The sequence below is a fragment of the Methylotenera sp. G11 genome (genome assembly GCF_000799735.1).
In the GTDB taxonomy this organism is placed as follows: Bacteria; Pseudomonadota; Gammaproteobacteria; order Burkholderiales; family Methylophilaceae; genus Methylotenera.
This window is the reverse complement of the sequence record NZ_JUHH01000001.1, coordinates 1,931,169-1,949,516: the sequence shown is the minus strand read 5'-3', so window position 1 is coordinate 1,949,516 and position 18,348 is coordinate 1,931,169. Positions and strand designations below refer to the sequence as shown.

The following is an 18,348-nucleotide window of genomic DNA, read 5'->3' as shown; positions in this document are numbered from 1 at the left end:
TTCCAGAGGTCTGAAAATGAACAAAGCCTTCATATCGCAAACCCTGTCAGATTTTTTCATGTTCAAGGAACTGGCGGCTGAACAGATTGAAACCATCGCGGGACACTCTCAGCTGATCGAGTTTCCGAGGGGCACTTCAGTTTTTAACCGCGGGGATGCGGCGGTCGGACTTTATATTTTATTGCAAGGCCAGTTAAAACTCGGCGTCACCTCGCCGCAGGGCAGTGAAAAAATCATCAGTATTGTTTCCCCCGGTGAAAGCTTTGGGGAAGCGATCCTGTTCCTGGAGCGCCAGTTTCCCGTCTATGCGCAGGCCATTCTCGATTCCCAGGTACTGCTCGTGCCCAAGAGCCTGATATTTTCAATGCTGGATCATGACCCGCTGTTTTCACGCAAGATGCTGGCGGGACTTTCCATCAGAATGCACCAACTGGTGCAGGATATAGAAATGCTGTCCTTGCAGTCCTGCACACAGCGCTTTATCGGCTACCTGCTGCAAATCAGCGCGGATGCGCCCGATGCCAGCAATATCACGCTGCCTGCCAGCAAAATCACCATTGCATCGCTGCTGAACCTGACGCCGGAAACACTTTCGCGTACCCTGGCGAAACTGCAGCAACTGGGTTTAATAGAAGTCAACGGCAAAGACGTCACCATTACCGATGTCAAAAAGCTGCGCAGCTATGATTTAGCCGCTTAGCGCGTCATCTGCGCATAAAGCAGCGGCAGCTCTTTCGGCAGGTCTTCCGGGTTGCGGATCACCACATAACCTCCCGCCCCGAACAAATGCGGCAGGTAATCACTGGCTTCCGTATCAATGGTGACACAGAATGGCCGCAGCCCGAGCTTTCTTGCCTCGATCAACGCCACGCGCGTATCTTCGATACCATAGCGCCCCTCGTACTGGTCCAGGTCATTCGGCTTGCCGTCTGTCAGTATCAGCAGCAGGCGCTGGCGCTTTTTCTGCTGCACCAGCAAACTGGCCGCCTGGCGGATGGCCGCACCCATGCGCGTGTAGTAGCCGGGTTTGATCGCCGTGATGCGGCCACGCACCTGGCCGCTATATTGCTCTTCAAACCCCTTGATGTAATGAAAGCGCACATGGCTGCGCTTGAGTGATGAAAAACCATACAGCGCGAAACTGTCGCCGGTTGCAGCCAGCGCCTCTGAGAACAGCAGCAGGCTATCGCGGATCACGTCGATCACTCGCGCATGGTTCGACACATAAGCATCGGTGGATAAAGAAATATCCGCAAGCAGCAGGCAGGCCAGGTCACGTTCCTGATTCACCTGTGCGCGATACAGGCCATGCTCGGATGTCGGCATCGTGCTGTTTCTTTCAGAAGCCAGCTGCACCCAGGCATCCATATCCAGTTCATCGCCATCCTGCTGACCTTTGAGCCAATGCCTGACCGGTGTGAGCGCCTGGAACTGGCGCCGTAGCTGATTGGCAGTGTTTTTCAGAGCGGACGGCAGTTCACAGGGTTTTGCATCCATCGCGATCAGCTGCTGCAGGCTGCAATAATCCGGCTGCAAAACCTGCTTTTTCCAATTCCATTCCGGCAACAAGACCCCTTCACCCAGCGGCGTGTCATCCGCAGCACCGGCCGGCAGGTCAAGATCAAACCTGACACTGGCGGCACTGGTTTTACCATCACGGGCAATGGTGAGCATATCCATATCTTCAGCCGCCAGCTGCGCGGTTTCCGCATCGTCTTCCTCATCCTGCGGACGGTTCACCTTGACGAACTCAGACCATGAAAACAGGCTCTCGGCACGAAACATCATGAGAAAGCCGTTTTTATCTTCTTTCGCATCGGTACGCTCGGCCATGTGCTTGCGCCGGCTTTTTTTATTGGCGGCGCTGCCTCCTTGCTCGGGCGAACCTGCACCCGCAGCGCCAGTTGCCGCCGCACTCACCGGAGGGCAGGGATGCGGCCACAGCGGTACTGGTTGAAATGGTCGTGCTGCCAGCGTAATGGCACCGACCGTCCCCGGATATTGCAAAGCCTGGCGGATCGCGTTTTCCTGTGCCGCTTCATCAGGCGGCAGTTTTTGCGGCGGGATACGCAGGGCGATAACAGCCGCCACCAGCCTGGCATAGCGATTCTGCAAACCGGGAAAGCGCTCAAGGGTAGCCTGCGTAGCCAGCTGGTTTCTGATAATCCATGGCAGGCTGCTATCGATATCCGCTGCCGCCAGCGCCACCAGCCAGAAATAAAGGTCGCGGTTGAGCGCCTGCTCTGCAAACAGGTCGATCTGTGATGGCAGCCGCAGCACTTCGCCATCACGCCATGACAGCTCTATTTTTTCGCCGCTGCCGGCCACGCGCTGCAACAGCCGCCTGCGCGCACCGTGACGCACCGCCGGTGCAGCCGAAATACCCAGCCCGGGGTCACCGCCCAATGCCCGGAAAAATATCGCGGCAGATTTGGCAATATCATCCAGCCTGACGGCAGCCGCGGCATGGCGCTTCTCTGCCGCGCCGGTAATCAGGCGATCCCACAGCGCTCCTACGTATTCTTCCATCAGCGCCCGAAGGTGGCGCTGACCACCTCATGCAAGGCGACTGCGGTTTCTGCGTCGTCGGTCAGGGTTTCCACCAGTGCCGCACGACAGGCGCGCACCGGGTCATAACCATCTTTAATCAAAGTGGCTGCATAGACCAGCAGGCGAGTGCTGGCGACTTCTTCCAGGTCGTGGTCACGCAAGGCGCGGAATGCGCCGGCAATGGAAACCAGGCGTTTGGCTGTCATCGTGTCAATGCCGGTTTCACCGACCAGCACCGCTTCTTCCTGCGCTGCAGTCGGAAAATCAAAGGTCAGCGACACAAAACGCTGCCGGGTAGAAGGCTTCATGCCTTTCAGGAAATTCTGGTAACCCGGGTTGTAAGACACCACGAGCATGAACGACGGCGGCGCCTGCAACTGCTCACCAGTGCGGTCGATCGGCAGCATGCGCCTGTCGTCCGCCAGCGGGTGCAGTACCACGGTGGTATCTTTACGCGCCTCCACCACTTCATCCAGGTAGCAGATGCCGCCCTCGCGCACTGCCCGTGTCAGCGGTCCATCATTCCAGATGGTTTCGCCGTCACCGATCAGGTGGCGCCCGACCAGATCCGCTGCGGTAAGGTCATCGTGACAGGCCACGGTATACAGCGGCAAGTTCAGGCGTGCCGCCATATGCGACACAAAACGTGTCTTACCGCAGCCGGTAGGGCCTTTGATCAGCAATGGCAAACGGTTATTCCAGGCGCGCTCAAACAGCTCGCACTCATCGCCGCCGGGTTCGTAGAACGGGGTATTGTCTGTTTTTGTATCCATATCAATGCTTTCAGTTCAGCCTGCGTGCAGGCCTTTCTATTTCAGGTAAGCAATCGCAATCATGCTGCCGACCACCACAAAATAACCCAGGATAATGCCGCGCCACAGCCAGCTTACATGACGCAGCCCCATAAAATAATTGGCGATCAGCTGCCCTTTGACCAGGGAAATCAACAGCACGCTCAGCATCACGGTTTTTCCGGCGCTCACTTCTTCACCTATGCAAAAGGTCATGACGGTGAGGATGACCAGCGCCAGCCAGATCAGTGTAGCAAAACGGTTCAATGGTGTATTCATGGTCAGCGGATAATATAAATCAACGGAAAAAGCACAATCCACAGCAGATCTACCATGTGCCAGAACGAGGCGCCGGTCTCGACCCCGAAATGTTCCTGTGCACTGTAGCCGCCATGCTTGAGTTTATAAACGATACAGGCAAGGATGATCATGCCCATCAGCACATGCATCAGGTGAAAAAAAGTAAGCGTCAGGTAGAACATGTAGAAATCGTTAGTCTCAAGCGTAATGCCGGCCAAAAACTTCTGCTTGAATTCCCACAGCTTCACCGCCACGAACATGCCGCCCAGAAAGATCGTACCGAGCAGCCAGCGTCCGGATTGCCTCGAATCGCCGGATTTGATCGCAGACACCGCGCGCACGACAAAATAGCTGCTGGTGATCAGGATAATCGTATTCAGCGTGCCCATGCTGCGGCTCAGCGTAAGCTGCGATGCATTGAACACTTCAAGCTGGTTGGAGCGTGCAAAGGCGTATACGATAAACATCACGCCAAATACCAGCATTTCTGCCAGGATAAATATCCAGATGGCAAAGTCACCTGGCAGGTCTTCTGTTTTATTCACTAATGCCGTATTTGTATTCATCAGATTACCTAAAATGCCAGATGCATGATTGAACGATTAAGCTGAATCAAAAGAAGGAGGCAAGCCTCCTTCTTTTGCCGTGCATACACTACTGCAACTGATTACTTCGCTTTGGTTTCACCCTTGATAAAGAAACTGCTGATGTAAACGATCAGGCCGATCAGGAACACCACGCCTGCGCCTTCGCGCATCCAGTAGAAAATCGCGACTGAATCCTGCGTTGCCATAAAGCTCATCGGCGTTGTGGAAATACGCTGCAGCCATGTCTGCAATACGCCTGCCGCGGTCAGGAACAAGGTGATGAACACCATTGCCACCGTCATCAGCCAGAATGACCACATCTCGACCACTTGCGCCTTGTTGCTGTTGGCAGCACGGCCGCGCAATATCGGCATTGCATATGAAATGATGGTGAGCACGACCATGGCATAGGCGCCATAGAAAGCCATGTGGCCGTGCGCTGCGGTAAGTTGCGTACCGTGGGTGTAGTAGTTGACCGGTGCCAATGTATGCAGGAACCCCCACACGCCGGCGCCCAGGAACGACATCACACCGGTGCCGAGCGCCCACAATATGGCAGCCTGGTTAGGGTGCTCGCGGCGGCGTTTATTCACCATATTGAAAGCAAAGATGGTCAGCATGAAGAACGGTATCGGCTCCAGCGCAGAGAACACGCTGCCCCACACTTGCCAGTAGGCAGGTGCGCCTATCCAGTAGTAATGGTGGCCGGTACCGATGATGCCGGTGATCAGGGTCATGGTGATAATGACGTACAGCCATTTCTCAACCACTTCACGGTCCACGCCGGTCACCTTGATCAGCACAAAGGCCAGGATCGCGCCCAGAATCAGCTCCCAAACGCCCTCCACCCACAGATGCACGACCCACCACCAGTAATATTTATCTTTCACCAGATTGTGCGGGTTGTAGAACGAGAACAGGAAAAACACGGCCAGACCCACCAGGCCCAGCACCAGCACCAGGCTGATTGCGGTTTTGCGGCCCTTGAGCATGGTCATCAGTACATTGAAGATGAATGACAGCACCACGATCACGATCCCCACCTTGGTCGGCAGGGGCTGCTCGAGGAACTCACGCCCCATGGTCATCAGCAGGTCATTGCCGGTGAACTTTGCCAGCGTGGCATAAGGCACGGCAAGATACCCCAGGATGGTGGCCACACCGGCAGCCAGGAACACCCAGAACGTGATGATGGCCAGCCTGGGGCTGAACAGTTCGGTCTCGGATTCTTCCGGTATCAGGTAATAGGTTGCACCCATGAAGCCAAACAGCAGCCACACGATCAGCAAGTTGGTATGCACCATACGTGCGACGTTGAACGGAATTTCAGGGAACAGGAAATCCCCCACTACGTATTGCAGACCCATGATCAGGCCAAATAGAATCTGGCCGGTAAACAAGGCGATTGCGGCGATGAAATAAGGCTTCGCCACTGCCTGAGATTGATATTGCATAATGCCTCCTGGTAATTGTGACGGTTAACCTTCGATATTCGGAGGCCAGTTATTGGTGTTGATCTCTGAGGTATATTTCAGGAACTCAACCAGATCATCCAGCTCCTGCTCCGTGAAATTGAATTGCGGCATTTGCCTTCTGCCCGGCGCGCCTGTCGGTTGTGACTTGATCCATGCCTTGATGAAATCAGGGCCGCGGCGCTTATACACATTACCCAGCTCCGGTGCGAAATATGCACCTTCGCCCAGCAAGGTATGGCAGCCGATGCAGTTATTGGTCTCCCATAGTTTCTTGCCATGAATGGCCGAAGCGGTCAGGTTCTGGCTGTTATCGCGTTTGGGCAGCTTCTGGTTGGTATCAAAAGTAAGCGCCAGGAACAGCAGGAAAAAGAAAAGCGACCCGCCGAAGAAAATATTGCGCGCCATGGATTTAGTGAATCTCGTTGCCATTGCGACCTCCCTGTTAATGTAAATGACGACCAGAATGTACAGGATTGTCCATTTCATATCCTTGACTTTGGTCAATTTTAAAATCCGGCCATTAAGGTGGAGCAGGGTCACCTGATTGTCAGCCAACTTGACCAAGGTCAAATACACACACTCTAAGTGAGGTCTATGATGGGCTCATTGCAATGCAACCTTTACGATTGGGAGCTCATATGAAACCCGCACCTCTGTACAGCAGCACATTTATGCGGCGCTTTTGCTGCCTTGGTATTGCCTGCCTGCTGGCCGGCGCCTGCCCTGTGTCTTTTGCTGCCGAACCGGAACCCGTGACGCCTCCATCCAGCATCAGTGAGGCGGTCATTTCCGGTAAGGCAATGACCAGTTTCCGCCTGCGTTACGAGCATGTTGACCAGGATGGGTTGACCGAAGCCAGTGGCTTGACGCTGCGTAGCCTGATCGGCTGGCAGACGGCGCCGTTCCATGATGTGAGCCTGGCTGCCCAGTTAATCAACGTCACGCAGCTACAGGACAACTTTAACGACGGGGTGCCTTACAGCGGGCCGATATACGCATATTCCAGCCATCCGGGCAAAGCGACTTATGCAAAGATCGTTGATCCTGATTACACCGGCGTGAACCAGCTTTATCTGGAATCAAGCGCGTTCAGTGATACCAGGATCAGGCTTGGCCGCCAGCAGGTCAATCTGGATAACGTCAGGTTCATCGGCGACATCGGTTTCCGTCAGGTGATGCAGGTTTATGACGGTGTCTCCGTGCTCAATAAATCCATCGCGAATACTGAAATCTACCTGGCACACTTTGAATCCGTACGCCAGATCAACACCAAACTGCGCACCGATGGCGCACTGGGAATTGCCAATTTCAAATACAGATTCACACCCACCGAATCTATCAGCGCTTACGGATATTTCTCCAGTTTCGACAACCTTGGCTTTGGAAAATCCTGGCTGGGCAATGACCATGCCGACCAGTCCAACCGCATCCTGGGCTTACGCCTGGATGGCGCACACAAGCTCAGCGATGACTGGAAACTCCTGTACACGGCTGAATATGCCCGCCAGCAGGACTACTCAGGAGGTGACAGCCGCATCGATGCCCATTACTACAAGCTGGGAGGAGGGGCTGCATTCGGCAATTTCTCCCTGCGGGCAGACCAGGAGCTGCTCAGCAGCAACCATGGCCAATATGCATTCCAGACCCCGTTTGGCACTAACCATTTATTCCAGGGCTGGGTCGACAGGTTTCTTGTCACCCCGAAAGAGGGGATCAGGGATACATTCATCAGCGCGGCTTATAAAATCGGCGATTTCGCATTATTGGCCGATTACCACTGGCTGGATTCGGACAGGAACTTCAACACTGGCGGCGGTGGCAGCGGAGACCAATACGGCAAGGAGTGGAATCTTGCTGCGAGCTACAGCTACAACAAAAACCTGCTCACCAAAGTAGAGTACGGGAAATATTCAGAGCATGACCAATATGCAGCAGGGCGCATTAAAGACACCGATAAACTATGGCTAACCCTGCTATATACATTCTAGATCAAAGCGCCAGGCGGCTTGTGAATGCCTGCAATTGCCGCAGGCAATGACAAATTCAATCAGCCTGGCTGCATTGGAGGCTGGTACGGGAATGCTGGCAGCCAGCGTCTTGAGGCATGCGCACGATTCCATTGCCGTGATGCATCAAAACCATGACTCATTGACCAAGGTCAATGCCGGCAGATGCATTTGCCGCAATGATGGGTGACATTTTAGAAACCAAGATCTTTAAACCAATACTTTATGGTCGCATGCCTATGAATTTCGACATTGTCATTGTGGGTGCAGGCCCTTCCGGGCTCTGTTTTGCGCAGGCGCTTGCCGGCTGCGGTCTGCGCATCGCCATTATCGAGCGCCAGCACGAATCCCAATTAGCCAGCCCCGCATTTGACGGGCGCGAAATTGCGCTGACGCACCGCTCCGTGCAGCTCATGCAGGCACTTGGAATATGGAATCGCATAGACCAGGCTGCAATTTCCCCGTTGCGTGATGCACGCGTGCTGAACGGGCCTTCGCTTTACGCCATGAACATCGATCACCGCGATAGCCGTAAACAGGAGCTGGGCTATCTGGTAGCGAATGACCTGATCCGCAAAGCCGCCTATGAGGTGGTCAAGGCATCGCCGGATATCACGCTGCTGACAGAAGCCAGAATCAGCGCGCTTGGCACCAATAACGAAGGCGCACATATCACCCTTGCAAACGGAGAGGAAATAACGGCGCAGCTGCTGGTGGCGGCAGACAGCCGGTTCTCGGAAACCCGCAGGGCCATGGGCATCGCGGCAACCATGCACGACTTTGGTAAAACCATGATGGTATGCGTCATGGAACACAGCATCCCCCACCGGCATGTGGCCTGGGAGTGGTTCGATTATGGCCAGACCCTTGCGCTGCTGCCGATGAACGGTATGCAGTCATCGGTCGTCATCACCTTGCCCACAGCCGATATTCAGCCACTCATGACGATGAGCGAAACTGATTTTAATCATGCCGTGGCCATGCGTTTCAAACACCGGCTGGGCGACATGCAGCTGAAATCCACACGGCATGCTTATCCGCTGGTGACCGCCTACGCCAGCAGGCTTGTCGCAGAACGTTTTGCATTGATCGGTGATGCTGCGGTAGGCATGCACCCGGTAACCGCGCACGGCTTCAATTTCGGCCTCAGCGGCATTGATGTGCTGGCACATGAAATTAAAACAGCACAAGCCAGGGGTGGCAGCATTGCAGCCACAGCCATGCTTGAACGCTACGAAAGAAAACATCGCCTCCGGACACGCCCGCTCTTTATCGCCACGCATGCGATTGCAAAACTGTATGGTGATGACTCCATGCCGGCACGCATGGTCAGGGCGGCTTCCCTGCGTATCAGCAATCGTATCGCACCATTGAAACGTGCAGTTGCCCGCATGCTGACAGAAGCCGGCTAGGCCGGAAACCGCTATTCCAGGAGCGATTACTCCAGGAAATGCGCCTTTAATTTTTCCTGCGCAAGGTCGATAAAAGCGCGTAGCTTAGGTGGCATGAATCGCTGTTTGGGATACACCAGGTGCACAGGGTCCGCCGTGCCCTCCCACTCCGGCAAGACACGCACCAGCTTGCCGCAGCTGACGCTCTGCCTGCAGATAAATGCCGGCAGCAATGCCACTCCCTGCTGATGCTCGGCCATGGATTTTACAACGCCTATGTTATTCGCCATGGTTCGGCCTGGCATGGGTATCGTCAGTGCATGCTGGCGACTGACCAGGTTCCAGGCATCCCGCCCTAAAGGGGTAAACTGTACGCAGCGATGCAAATGCAGATCCTGCGGCACGGCCAAAGGAGCGGCCTGTTCCAGATAGTCACGATGGGCGAACAATGCCCAGCGGATGATACCGAGCGACTTGGCAACCATGCTGGAATCCCGCAGTTCCCCAGTCCGGATCGCAACATCCACGCCATCCGCAACCAGGTCTATGTAGCGGTCCGTTAATATCAGCTCCAATTCCAGGACTGGGAACTCACGTTGCGTCTCTTCCAGCAGCCCGGCCAGCAAGTGATCGCCCAGATCAGCAGGTGCGGTGATTTTGAGCCTGCCCTGCGGCTGCTGGCGGGCTTCATCAAGCGCAGCTTCCGCTTCAAGCATGTAGCTTAAACCTAAAGCAGCATGCTGATAATAAACGGTGCCTGCCTGCGTGAGGCTTAACCTGCGTGTTGTTCTCTGCAGCAGGGTAGTGCCAAGCCGGGCTTCCAGCCTGGATATCCTGGTACTGATGGTCGACGTGGGCAAGCCTAATTGCCGCGCTGCGGCACTGAAGCTCCCGGCTTGCACAACCTTCACAAATACAGCCGTTTCATTAAAATCCATATTGTTCATTTAAATGAAAAGTAATTTCATATTTAACCATCTAGTCGATGGTTTGTCATGTCTTTATAGTGTGAATCATCGTAACGCAATGAGGAGTACAACATGAAAAAACTGGCTTTTATCAAACGCAGCAATGGCAACCATTGGGTGGGGGATGGGTTCCCGGTGCAAAGCATCTTTTCATACCGCGACATCCACGAAGAAATGTCTCCTTTCCTGTTGATGGACTACGCAGGGCCAGCCAGGTTCGAGCCAACAAAAGAACGCCGCGGCGTAGGCCAGCACCCGCACCGGGGATTTGAAACCGTGACCATCGTATATGACGGGCAAGTTTCGCATCACGACTCTACCGGCGCAGGCGGCACTATCGGCCCCGGTGAAGTGCAGTGGATGACGGCCGGGTCCGGCATCATCCATGAGGAATATCATGGTGATGATTATGCCCGTAACGGCGGCCCTTTCGAGATGATACAGCTTTGGGTGAACTTGCCGGCCGTACATAAAATGACCACGCCCGGCTATCAAGGCATCAGCAGCGCACAGATACCGGAAGTGGCGCTGGCTGACAATGCCGGCAAAGTCCGCATCATCGCCGGTGAACTCGCCGGCCATGCCGGGCCTGCGCATACTTTCAGCCCTATGAATGTATGGGATGTGCGGCTGAACGCAGGCAGCACGACAACGTTTAGCCTGCCTGAAGGTCATACCACTGCAGTATTCGTATTACATGGGGCGGTTGGCCTGGGAGATACATACACCGTGCGTCCTTCCGAGCTTGCCGTGTTACAGCGAACAGGTACCGAACTGATTCTGGAGGCCCGGCAGGACAGTGTCTTATTGCTGTTGAGCGGACAACCGCTGAATGAACCGGTGGTCGGGCATGGGCCGTTTGTGATGAATAGCGTGGAAGAAATCAACCAGGCTTTTGATGACTACAGCCAAGGCCGTTTTGTACAAACAGCATAAATATTGATCACTCTTGAACACTTAACAACTCGCTAAGAAAAGGAATTATCATGAACAAACCCTATGTACGCCTGGACCGCGATAATGCAGCAGTACTGCTGGTTGATCACCAGGCAGGGCTGCTATCCCTGGTGCGCGATATCGACCCTGACAAATTCAAGAACAACGTGCTGGCGCTGGCGGATGCAGCAAAGTTCTTTAAGCTGCCGACCATCCTGACCACCAGCTTTGAAAATGGCCCGAATGGCCCGCTCATGCCGGAACTGAAAGCACTGTTCCCGGATGCGCCATACATTGCACGTCCGGGCCAGATCAACGCCTGGGATAACGAAGACTTTGTAAAAGCCGTGAAAGCAACCGGCAAGAAACAGCTCATCATCGCCGGCGTGGTGACCGAAGTGTGCGTCGCTTTCCCTGCGCTGGCTGCGATAGAAGAAGGCTTTGAAGTGTTCATAGTGGCTGATGCGTCCGGTACTTTTAATGAAATGACCCGCGATGCGGCCTGGCGCCGCATGGAAGCCGCGGGCGTACAGCTCATGACCTGGTTCGGCGTGGCCTGCGAGCTGCATCGTGACTGGCGCCGCGACATCGAAGGCCTGGCCGCCCTGTGCTCTGACCATATTCCGGATTACCGCAACCTCATCACTTCTTACAACGCCCTGAGTGCGAAATAATCAACAGACCGTAACAGGCTGTCGCGTTAAAACGGCAGCCTGTTAAGTACATATTTGTTGGTTAGCCCAAATATGGCATCTTCATTTCTATAAGAATCAAGTGATTACGCATGGACAACATAGCATAACCCTCAATCAAACAGCTTCATAAAACACTAGCTGCGCCATAAATTTACGCATAAATCACAATTACCCTTCAGGTTCATGATTTTTATTTAAATTTATCTACAAGATTATCGCAGTTCATCCTTAAGTCATATGCGCTTAACCTATTACAGCTTGAGCGACCGCATGCTTGGTTATAAAATCAGATCAAGCACACCTATCAACCCCACTTAGCTAAACAAATCACTATGGAAATGACCAAAATCAGTGCCGGAAAATTGCGACTGGAACTGGATGACTGCAGCGCGCTGGAATATCCCGGGGTGAGTGAGGACTCATGGCGCCGGTTCAAAGCTTCTGGTTCGCAGTCTGGATGGTTCTGTTAAATGCCAATCAATGCAGGCGGATTTAACATCCAAACCAATATGAATACCGCAATTGCGCCTGTGGCCTTTACTGAAAACTGATTAAATCTTGATTCTACGTTTAGCAAACCCGGAATAATAGCGGCCACAGCAGCCAACGATATAGCAAACAACCCTCGAAACACGAAGAACTGTGAAAGCGTAGGGTTTGGTATAAAAACAACCAAAACCAAAATAACCAGCGCGAACAAGACCCCTATAACTAGCCCAGTTATAAGCTGCCATTTTGGTGTTTCTTTCAAATCTTTTGCCTCCTTCATTTTAAAGCCCGCCACAGGCAAAGAACTAGCCCGATACTGCTGCTCAAGAGTTTGCCATGTTTCTTTTTGGAGGTATTCCTTTGTCATTCGCTGCATATTTGCATATGAGTTCACATCTGGTTTAACCAATGATGCTTTAAGAACACCGGAATGACTGTTTAGAAAGTCATGATGGGCCAGCACTGCATCAAGAACACTATGGCATGTCTCGGCAAAACCTGTTACCCATTTTCCATTTGCGTGTGCCCCTAGCAAGCCACTTGTGCCAACAAAACTCTCTACGTAATTGAAATACTCCGCACCAAATTGCTGACAAGCAAGAAGCTCTTCAAGAGTTGGCTCGCTTGCATCTTTATGGATTCGGACAACAATTGGAGTCAGGAATCCAGTGTATGCCTTTTTTAATTCAGACGCCTTATTTTCCGCTTCAAGCACCGCTTGTTCATTTGTCATTTACCACTATCCACTTTTGTCGCAAGCATGAGAAGCGTTGTGAGATCAGAGTTGTCTACGCCCTCCAGCATCCTTGCTTCATAACTACCCAGCACATCCAACACAACCTTCTCGACATTGGATTTAGTAGGTTCACCCTTAAAGTTCTTTAACTTCTTGGCAATTTCTAAAAGCTGGTTATCAGTTGGTGACCATTTAGTAATCATCAAGGCTGACTCTAGCTCTGCTTTAAATGAACGAATATTCATATTTACCCCTATTACTTTTTATCAGTCGCTAGCTGGAGCAGCATTACCAGATCGGAATTATCTAGCCCATGATATGAATACCGCCCTGTGTCTGGACAGTATTTACTTATGATGTAGAACCAATCATGTTCGCTTGGAACAACACCGCGATCAACAAGCGCACTCAACTCTCCCTTTATATTTGAAAGTTCAAGTTCCGTCGGAGACTGAGGCGGGGTTCCGAATTTCAGTTTTATTCTGTGGGCCAACTCTTGATCGCTTTGATTCATATCATCTCCTTGGTACGCGATGCCTTACTGCAGTTAACGTAAAGTAAATCCTAAATAAAAACGTTGAACTGATTTTCGTAGTTTATCGGAGATAATAGATTATTGGAATTATGTCTTCGTTTCGAGTTATAAAATAACTCGATGTAATCGAATATATCCTGCTTTGCTTCATCACGATTGTTGTAAATTTTTCGCTTAATCCTTTCCCGTTTCAGTAGTTGAAAGAAACTTTCCACCACAGCATTATCATGACAGTTACCCCGGCGACTCATGCTGGGTTCAAGATTGTGAGCTTTCAGAAACAGCATCCAATCTTCGCTGGTGTACTGACTTCCCTGATTCGAATGGATCAATACTTTACCCTTTGGTTTTCTGCGCCATACCGCCATCAGCAATCCATCCAACGCCAGTTCTCTGATAATGCGTGATTGCCTAGACCAGCCAATAATGCGACGTGAGAACAAATCCATCACCGCCACCGCAATTGCCTCCTTACGTCTGTCATCAATGAACTGCTCCGGCATACAAAAGCGTTTGACAAACTCACAACTAACAAACCACGCATAAAGAACTTGCATAAGACGTCTGACTCCCGTACCCGACGCTATTACCCATCTGCTGCCAGCCTGAATATGAAGATTAGATCTTTTCAAAGCAACAAGCTATTATTCAAGTATGAAAACCGTTCAAACAATAAAACTTAGCGAAGCTGAAATCCTGCGAATTAAACGCGAAGGCCAGATACAGTCACGCCAACTGGTAAAGGATGCTATTAGGACGCAGGAAAGCATGTTTTTAATCCCTCCTGAAGTTACAAAAGCGTCAAAGGTTAGGTGCAGAGGTTTTTTAAGCTTAAAGAGTAAACTGAATAAGTTGGCTTAATGTCTCATCAGTTAGAGGTTGAGCACAATCTATACTTCATTTAGTTCTGGGAAACCTTTTGGGTTGTTTATCGCTAAATTGCATCGAAATTGCTCAGTCCATTAAATATTACGAACACTCCCTAGAAATGCTCGTTGACAATGTGGCGTAAATAAGAACACCCAGCATTTCATTACTACAGATAATGTTTTAGACAAATCTTCTGTATTAAATCTAATTTGATCAGACATTCCCAAAACAATAGACCTTCGCAAAATATCATATATAATACTTACACATCATATATGATTTTATTTAATCATATATGACGTATTCATATCATATATGATACTAAGGCGTCGGCAATGACCGAAAACGAATGGACAGAACACGCTAAAAACCTGTTGAAAGCCGAGCTGAAACTTCGGGGGGTTGATTATAAAAGCTTGGCGGACAGGCTTAAAGCTAATGGAATTAACGAAACCTATCACAGCATTAATAACAAGATGAATAGGGGTACATTTAGCTTTGTTTTTGCTCTTCAATGTTTAAATGCAATTGGCGCCGAAGAAATAAGGCTACCTGTAGGAAAAGTATGAGCAAGCGCAAGGTTAATACCCAATCTCAGTTCCATGAGAACACTTTACTGAAAAGCAAGGTAACAGAGTTTATTCTTAGTCAGCCTGAGTTTGCCAACTCCCTTACAACCCTGGTAGATCAAATAAAAGAACAGGCTTTACTTGCCGAGAACGAAGCAACCATTGCACATCACTTTGAAATTTTGCTGTATGCGTTTCTCAAAGAACAGTTCAATATTCAATTTCTGCCTAACAAAGAAGAACGTATCGACACCCTTCGCCACGCGGCTAAAGGGCGCATTGACAGTCGTCTGGGTGCACTAATTATTGAATATAAGCATCGAACTAAGCTTACAAACTTATCAAGTCGGCAAAGTGCTACAAGCCAAATACGCGATTACATGTCTTCGTTACATCATCAACAGAACCATGAGGTCATAGGTTTTATCACAGACGGAACTCAAGCAAAATTCGTCATTCTTAGCGAAGCTGGAGATTTAACGCAAACAAATTTTGAAGACTTATCTTCAATTCATTTAGAACGCCTTATACGTAGCATCGTATTATTAGAAAAAACTGCACTTACCCCAGAAAATTTAGTAAAAGATTTTTGTTCACCCAATGGGGTTGCAAGCCAACTATCAATTACATTATTTAATACCTTAAAAAGTCACATTACCGGGCGCTCTCAAATGCTTTTCAATGAATGGAAAGCGTTATTTAAGCTGGCCCATGATGACACGTCAAAACAAAAAGCTATTCAAGAAAGGCGTGAAGCTCTTGCGAAAGCATTAAACATTTCCATTTGTGAAAATGATAATGAAACCGAATATATGGCGTTATATGCCATTCAAACTGCTTACGCAATTATAGTAAAAATCATAGCTTACAAAGTCATTACTGCTGTAAGGTCCCAACAATACATCATGGGGTTTGCTGATCTATCCAACTCAGATTTAACTACTACCCGCACTCATTTATATAGGCTCGAAGAAGGTGCCATTTTCCGGGATATGGGGCTTGGTAACTTGTTAGAAGGAGATTTTTTCGCCTGGTATTGTACAGAAAAACAATGGAGCGATGATATCGCGGTATCTGTGAAGAAGGTGTTTAAGGTACTCACTCAGTATGAAGACCATAAGATGTTTGGTACTGAACATATCGTAATACAAGACCTCTTCAAAGATCTCTTTATGCAAATAATCCCAGACAAGGTTAGGCATAGTCTGGGAGAGTTCTACACCCCGCCATGGCTAGCCGACAATCTTGTCACTCGCTCTATTGAAATCACAAATAAAAAAGGCTGGAAAGGCCTAGATCCATGTTGTGGTAGTGGAACATTTATTACCGTGATGATGAGACAGGTATTGAAAGAAGCTGAAGGGAAAAGTCGCAAAATCAAGCTACATGAAGTGCTTAACCGCGTTAAAGGGATTGATTTAAACCCTCTCGCAGTATTAACTGCCAGAATTAATTATTTCATCAACATTTCCCATTTGATCTCAGATGATGATGAATTCGAAATACCAATTTACTTGGGTGATGCATCATATGTTCCACAAAGAGTAAAAATAGGTAAAGTTGAATGTTTACAATATCAAATTAGCACCCTAAAAGGCGTGATCGAAATCACACTGCCAGTAAGTGCCACACGAAATCCGCACACTTTTTCGAAAACGATGACTCTTATCGAGACACATATTAAGAATCAAGATCCAGATTCGATCGCACATTCAATCTTAGAGTTAATTAAAGAATCTGACATAACAACTGAAATAAAAGAAGCAATTAATAATTTAGCAGAACAACTTGTTGATCTGGAGAGGAATGACTGGAACGGAATTTGGGCAAGAATTATCACAAACTTTCTGACTACTGCGAATATTGGCAAATTTCAAGTTTTGGCAGGAAATCCACCTTGGATCGATTGGAAGAACCTACCTGCGAACTATCGTGAAAGAATTAAAACCTTGTGTGTAAGCCGGAAATTATTTTCTGGTGATAGCATTACCGGAGGTATTAACTTGAATATCTGCGCATTAATTGCAAACGTTGCGGCAGAGAACTGGTTATCAAAAGATGGAATATTGGCATTCCTCATGCCTGAAAATATGATATTCCAGCAATCATATGAAGGTTTTAGAAAATTACCCTTACGAGATGGAGGCCAATTATATTTCCAGGAATTTTACGACTGGACTAAGGCTGGCAATCCCTTTTATCCAGTACAACATAGATTCTTAACTTTCTTTATTTCATCAAAAATTATTGATTATCAAAAAGGGATTCCTGTTACACAATTCATAAAAAAAACAGGGAAAGGGCTATCCAACAAAGCTATTTATCATCAGCGAAATACTATTAAATTTTCTGACGTAAAAGATCTTTTCGAAATAGTAGAGAAAAAAGCTATTGTCCCAAATAAATCTAACACCACTTTTGCTTACACGCAAAATACGTCTGACATCTCAGATTTTGCCAAAATTACAGGCAGATCAAATTATATAAGCCGACAAGGTATTGAGTTCTACCCACAAGAACTTTATTTGTTATCCCCTGTAATTAAAAAGGCTCGGCATGGAATGACCTTTTTTATAAACTCCCAACACGCCAAATCCAAGCACAGAATCTCATCCAATGAGAAATTGCTTGAAACAAAATTTTTAAGACCTTTAGTAAAAGGTGTAAATATTCAAAGGTTTCATATTACAGCCCCAGAGTATTATGTGCCATTTCTCTATGATCCGACAAAGGGAGATGGTCGAAAACCAATATCCCATGCAGATGTAGCAAAGCAGTGTCCAAATTTAATGCGATATTTAAATGACAATAAGCAGTTGCTTGCATCTCAAACTCAATATAACGATAAAATAATTGGTGAAAAAAACAATACCGAATTCTACGCAGTTGCTCGAGTAGGAAAATATAGCCATGCGACTTGTCACGTGGTATTTCGTGATAACACAAAGCATTGTGCTGCTGTAGCTAAAGCTATTGTCACGCCATGGGGTGATACTAAATATCCACTCTTTCAAAAACATGCCGTATCTATATGTGAAAGACCTAGCGGAGGGTTTATTACAGAGGATGAAGCGCACTATATTTGCGCAATTTTGAATGCGCCAATTGTTGAGCGATATATTTCACAATCTAGCGATGGCCGGTCCAGAAAAATTCGACCACCAATACAAATACCAGAATATGATAAAAACAATCCTAAACATTTAAAGCTGCGTGACCTATCAATAGAAGCTCACAATAAACACAACGATCCAACCAGTATGAATATAATTGACAATCAACTTGATAATGCATATTCACAATTATTTAATTGACGAACAGTAGGTTGCCTCGTCCATACTAAACCATCAGTGCTATTTATGATGTTTATGAAATTGACGAAACGTCTAAATGCTGAGCGATTGAGAGAACAACGGCTATAGTTTACTAGCTCCACACTCTATGTACTTG

The 18,348-nt window shown here is 49.0% G+C and carries 19 protein-coding genes and 1 pseudogene; 9 read left to right on the top strand and 11 right to left on the bottom strand.

Going from position 1 to position 18,348, the window contains the following annotated elements; genetic code table 11:
• Positions 1-16: 16 nt before the first annotated feature.
• On the top strand, positions 17-700 hold the full coding sequence (locus tag GQ51_RS09015) for a Crp/Fnr family transcriptional regulator (RefSeq protein ID WP_047552198.1): 684 nt from the start codon (positions 17-19) through the stop codon (positions 698-700).
• Here the strand turns inward: GQ51_RS09015 and GQ51_RS09010 are convergent.
• From GQ51_RS09010 to GQ51_RS08985, 6 genes are all read right to left on the bottom strand, one after another.
• Positions 697-2,529 carry a nitric oxide reductase activation protein NorD gene (locus GQ51_RS09010; RefSeq protein WP_047552197.1) on the bottom strand — a complete coding sequence of 611 codons (1,833 nt, stop codon included), beginning with the start codon at positions 2,527-2,529 and terminating at the stop codon, positions 697-699. The two genes, GQ51_RS09015 and GQ51_RS09010, sit on opposite strands and share 4 nt — an antisense overlap.
• On the bottom strand, positions 2,529-3,323 hold the full coding sequence (locus GQ51_RS09005; protein WP_047552196.1) for a CbbQ/NirQ/NorQ/GpvN family protein: 795 nt from the start codon (positions 3,321-3,323) through the stop codon (positions 2,529-2,531). Before GQ51_RS09005 ends, GQ51_RS09010 begins: the two co-directional genes overlap by 1 nt.
• 36 nt (positions 3,324-3,359) lie before the next feature.
• Positions 3,360-3,620 carry a cytochrome C oxidase subunit IV family protein gene (locus GQ51_RS09000; RefSeq protein ID WP_047552195.1) on the bottom strand — a complete coding sequence of 87 codons (261 nt, stop codon included), beginning with the start codon at positions 3,618-3,620 and terminating at the stop codon, positions 3,360-3,362.
• Between the two features lie 2 nt (positions 3,621-3,622).
• A complete protein-coding gene (locus GQ51_RS08995; protein ID WP_047552194.1) occupies positions 3,623-4,207 on the bottom strand; it encodes a cytochrome c oxidase subunit 3 family protein in 585 nt (194 codons plus the stop codon).
• Between the two features lie 101 nt (positions 4,208-4,308).
• Entirely contained in the window at positions 4,309-5,682 is a 1,374-nt protein-coding gene (locus GQ51_RS08990) for a cbb3-type cytochrome c oxidase subunit I (RefSeq protein ID WP_047552193.1), read from the bottom strand.
• Positions 5,683-5,706: 24 nt separating this feature from the next.
• Positions 5,707-6,132, bottom strand: coding sequence for a c-type cytochrome (locus tag GQ51_RS08985; protein WP_047554084.1), 426 nt, complete (start codon positions 6,130-6,132; stop codon positions 5,707-5,709).
• Positions 6,133-6,341: 209 nt separating this feature from the next.
• On the opposite strand from GQ51_RS08985, the gene GQ51_RS08980 reads away from it, so the two are divergent.
• Genes GQ51_RS08980 through ubiM form a run of 3 tightly spaced genes read left to right on the top strand, consistent with a single transcriptional unit; the run spans position 6,342 to position 9,121 of the window.
• Entirely contained in the window at positions 6,342-7,691 is a 1,350-nt protein-coding gene (locus GQ51_RS08980; protein WP_235276203.1) for a hypothetical protein, read from the top strand.
• A gap of 46 nt (positions 7,692-7,737) precedes the next feature.
• Entirely contained in the window at positions 7,738-7,899 is a 162-nt protein-coding gene (locus GQ51_RS12465; protein WP_160280007.1) for a hypothetical protein, read from the top strand.
• Between the two features lie 49 nt (positions 7,900-7,948).
• Complete coding sequence (gene ubiM, locus GQ51_RS08975) at positions 7,949-9,121, top strand: 5-demethoxyubiquinol-8 5-hydroxylase UbiM (RefSeq protein WP_047554082.1); 1,173 nt, start codon at positions 7,949-7,951, stop codon at positions 9,119-9,121.
• 26 nt (positions 9,122-9,147) lie between these two features.
• On the opposite strand, the gene GQ51_RS08970 is transcribed toward ubiM, so the two are convergent.
• Complete coding sequence (locus tag GQ51_RS08970; protein ID WP_047554081.1) at positions 9,148-10,038, bottom strand: LysR family transcriptional regulator; 891 nt, start codon at positions 10,036-10,038, stop codon at positions 9,148-9,150.
• 102 nt (positions 10,039-10,140) lie between these two features.
• On the opposite strand from GQ51_RS08970, the gene GQ51_RS08965 reads away from it, so the two are divergent.
• The 3 genes from GQ51_RS08965 to GQ51_RS12610 all read left to right on the top strand — a co-directional run bounded on the left by GQ51_RS08965 (position 10,141) and on the right by GQ51_RS12610 (position 12,169).
• Positions 10,141-11,004, top strand: a complete 864-nt coding sequence (locus tag GQ51_RS08965) for a pirin family protein (protein ID WP_047552192.1) — start codon at positions 10,141-10,143, stop codon at positions 11,002-11,004.
• A 50-nt stretch (positions 11,005-11,054) separates the two neighbouring features.
• Entirely contained in the window at positions 11,055-11,678 is a 624-nt protein-coding gene (gene ycaC, locus GQ51_RS08960) for an isochorismate family cysteine hydrolase YcaC (RefSeq protein ID WP_047552191.1), read from the top strand.
• A gap of 359 nt (positions 11,679-12,037) precedes the next feature.
• Entirely contained in the window at positions 12,038-12,169 is a 132-nt protein-coding gene (locus GQ51_RS12610) for a hypothetical protein (protein WP_268746828.1), read from the top strand.
• Here GQ51_RS12610 and GQ51_RS08955 read toward each other — a convergent pair.
• The 4 genes and pseudogenes from GQ51_RS08955 to GQ51_RS08940 form a co-directional block, all read right to left on the bottom strand.
• Positions 12,166-12,921: a hypothetical protein gene (locus tag GQ51_RS08955; RefSeq protein ID WP_047552190.1), complete on the bottom strand. Its 756-nt coding sequence runs from the start codon at positions 12,919-12,921 to the stop codon at positions 12,166-12,168. The genes GQ51_RS12610 and GQ51_RS08955 overlap by 4 nt on opposite strands.
• Positions 12,918-13,169, bottom strand: coding sequence for a hypothetical protein (locus GQ51_RS08950; RefSeq protein ID WP_047552189.1), 252 nt, complete (start codon positions 13,167-13,169; stop codon positions 12,918-12,920). The genes GQ51_RS08955 and GQ51_RS08950 overlap by 4 nt, the downstream gene beginning before the upstream one ends.
• Before the next feature lie 11 nt (positions 13,170-13,180).
• Positions 13,181-13,438: a hypothetical protein gene (locus GQ51_RS08945; RefSeq protein WP_047552188.1), complete on the bottom strand. Its 258-nt coding sequence runs from the start codon at positions 13,436-13,438 to the stop codon at positions 13,181-13,183.
• A 50-nt stretch (positions 13,439-13,488) separates the two neighbouring features.
• Positions 13,489-13,926, bottom strand: a pseudogene (locus GQ51_RS08940) (IS3 family transposase); the annotation flags it as partial.
• 738 nt (positions 13,927-14,664) lie between these two features.
• On the opposite strand from GQ51_RS08940, the gene GQ51_RS08930 reads away from it, so the two are divergent.
• Positions 14,665-14,898, top strand: a complete 234-nt coding sequence (locus tag GQ51_RS08930; RefSeq protein ID WP_047552186.1) for a DUF6471 domain-containing protein — start codon at positions 14,665-14,667, stop codon at positions 14,896-14,898.
• Entirely contained in the window at positions 14,895-18,212 is a 3,318-nt protein-coding gene (locus GQ51_RS08925; RefSeq protein WP_047552185.1) for an Eco57I restriction-modification methylase domain-containing protein, read from the top strand. The genes GQ51_RS08930 and GQ51_RS08925 overlap by 4 nt, the downstream gene beginning before the upstream one ends.
• The last annotated feature ends 136 nt before the right edge of the window (positions 18,213-18,348 follow it).

What these genes read in the sequence shown, in the direction of transcription:
- GQ51_RS09015 (WP_047552198.1), top strand. Translation starts at nt 17, where the DNA reads ATGAACAAAGCCTTCATATCGCAAACCCTGTCAGATTTTTTCATGTTC.
- GQ51_RS09010 (WP_047552197.1), bottom strand. Translation starts at nt 2,529, where the DNA reads ATGGAAGAATACGTAGGAGCGCTGTGGGATCGCCTGATTACCGGCGCG.
- GQ51_RS09005 (WP_047552196.1), bottom strand. Translation starts at nt 3,323, where the DNA reads ATGGATACAAAAACAGACAATACCCCGTTCTACGAACCCGGCGGCGAT.
- GQ51_RS09000 (WP_047552195.1), bottom strand. Translation starts at nt 3,620, where the DNA reads ATGAATACACCATTGAACCGTTTTGCTACACTGATCTGGCTGGCGCTG.
- GQ51_RS08995 (WP_047552194.1), bottom strand. Translation starts at nt 4,207, where the DNA reads ATGAATACAAATACGGCATTAGTGAATAAAACAGAAGACCTGCCAGGT.
- GQ51_RS08990 (WP_047552193.1), bottom strand. Translation starts at nt 5,682, where the DNA reads ATGCAATATCAATCTCAGGCAGTGGCGAAGCCTTATTTCATCGCCGCA.
- GQ51_RS08985 (WP_047554084.1), bottom strand. Translation starts at nt 6,132, where the DNA reads ATGGCAACGAGATTCACTAAATCCATGGCGCGCAATATTTTCTTCGGC.
- GQ51_RS08980 (WP_235276203.1), top strand. Translation starts at nt 6,342, where the DNA reads ATGAAACCCGCACCTCTGTACAGCAGCACATTTATGCGGCGCTTTTGC.
- GQ51_RS12465 (WP_160280007.1), top strand. Translation starts at nt 7,738, where the DNA reads ATGACAAATTCAATCAGCCTGGCTGCATTGGAGGCTGGTACGGGAATG.
- ubiM (WP_047554082.1), top strand. Translation starts at nt 7,949, where the DNA reads ATGAATTTCGACATTGTCATTGTGGGTGCAGGCCCTTCCGGGCTCTGT.
- GQ51_RS08970 (WP_047554081.1), bottom strand. Translation starts at nt 10,038, where the DNA reads ATGGATTTTAATGAAACGGCTGTATTTGTGAAGGTTGTGCAAGCCGGG.
- GQ51_RS08965 (WP_047552192.1), top strand. Translation starts at nt 10,141, where the DNA reads ATGAAAAAACTGGCTTTTATCAAACGCAGCAATGGCAACCATTGGGTG.
- ycaC (WP_047552191.1), top strand. Translation starts at nt 11,055, where the DNA reads ATGAACAAACCCTATGTACGCCTGGACCGCGATAATGCAGCAGTACTG.
- GQ51_RS12610 (WP_268746828.1), top strand. Translation starts at nt 12,038, where the DNA reads ATGACCAAAATCAGTGCCGGAAAATTGCGACTGGAACTGGATGACTGC.
- GQ51_RS08955 (WP_047552190.1), bottom strand. Translation starts at nt 12,921, where the DNA reads ATGACAAATGAACAAGCGGTGCTTGAAGCGGAAAATAAGGCGTCTGAA.
- GQ51_RS08950 (WP_047552189.1), bottom strand. Translation starts at nt 13,169, where the DNA reads ATGAATATTCGTTCATTTAAAGCAGAGCTAGAGTCAGCCTTGATGATT.
- GQ51_RS08945 (WP_047552188.1), bottom strand. Translation starts at nt 13,438, where the DNA reads ATGAATCAAAGCGATCAAGAGTTGGCCCACAGAATAAAACTGAAATTC.
- GQ51_RS08930 (WP_047552186.1), top strand. Translation starts at nt 14,665, where the DNA reads ATGACCGAAAACGAATGGACAGAACACGCTAAAAACCTGTTGAAAGCC.
- GQ51_RS08925 (WP_047552185.1), top strand. Translation starts at nt 14,895, where the DNA reads ATGAGCAAGCGCAAGGTTAATACCCAATCTCAGTTCCATGAGAACACT.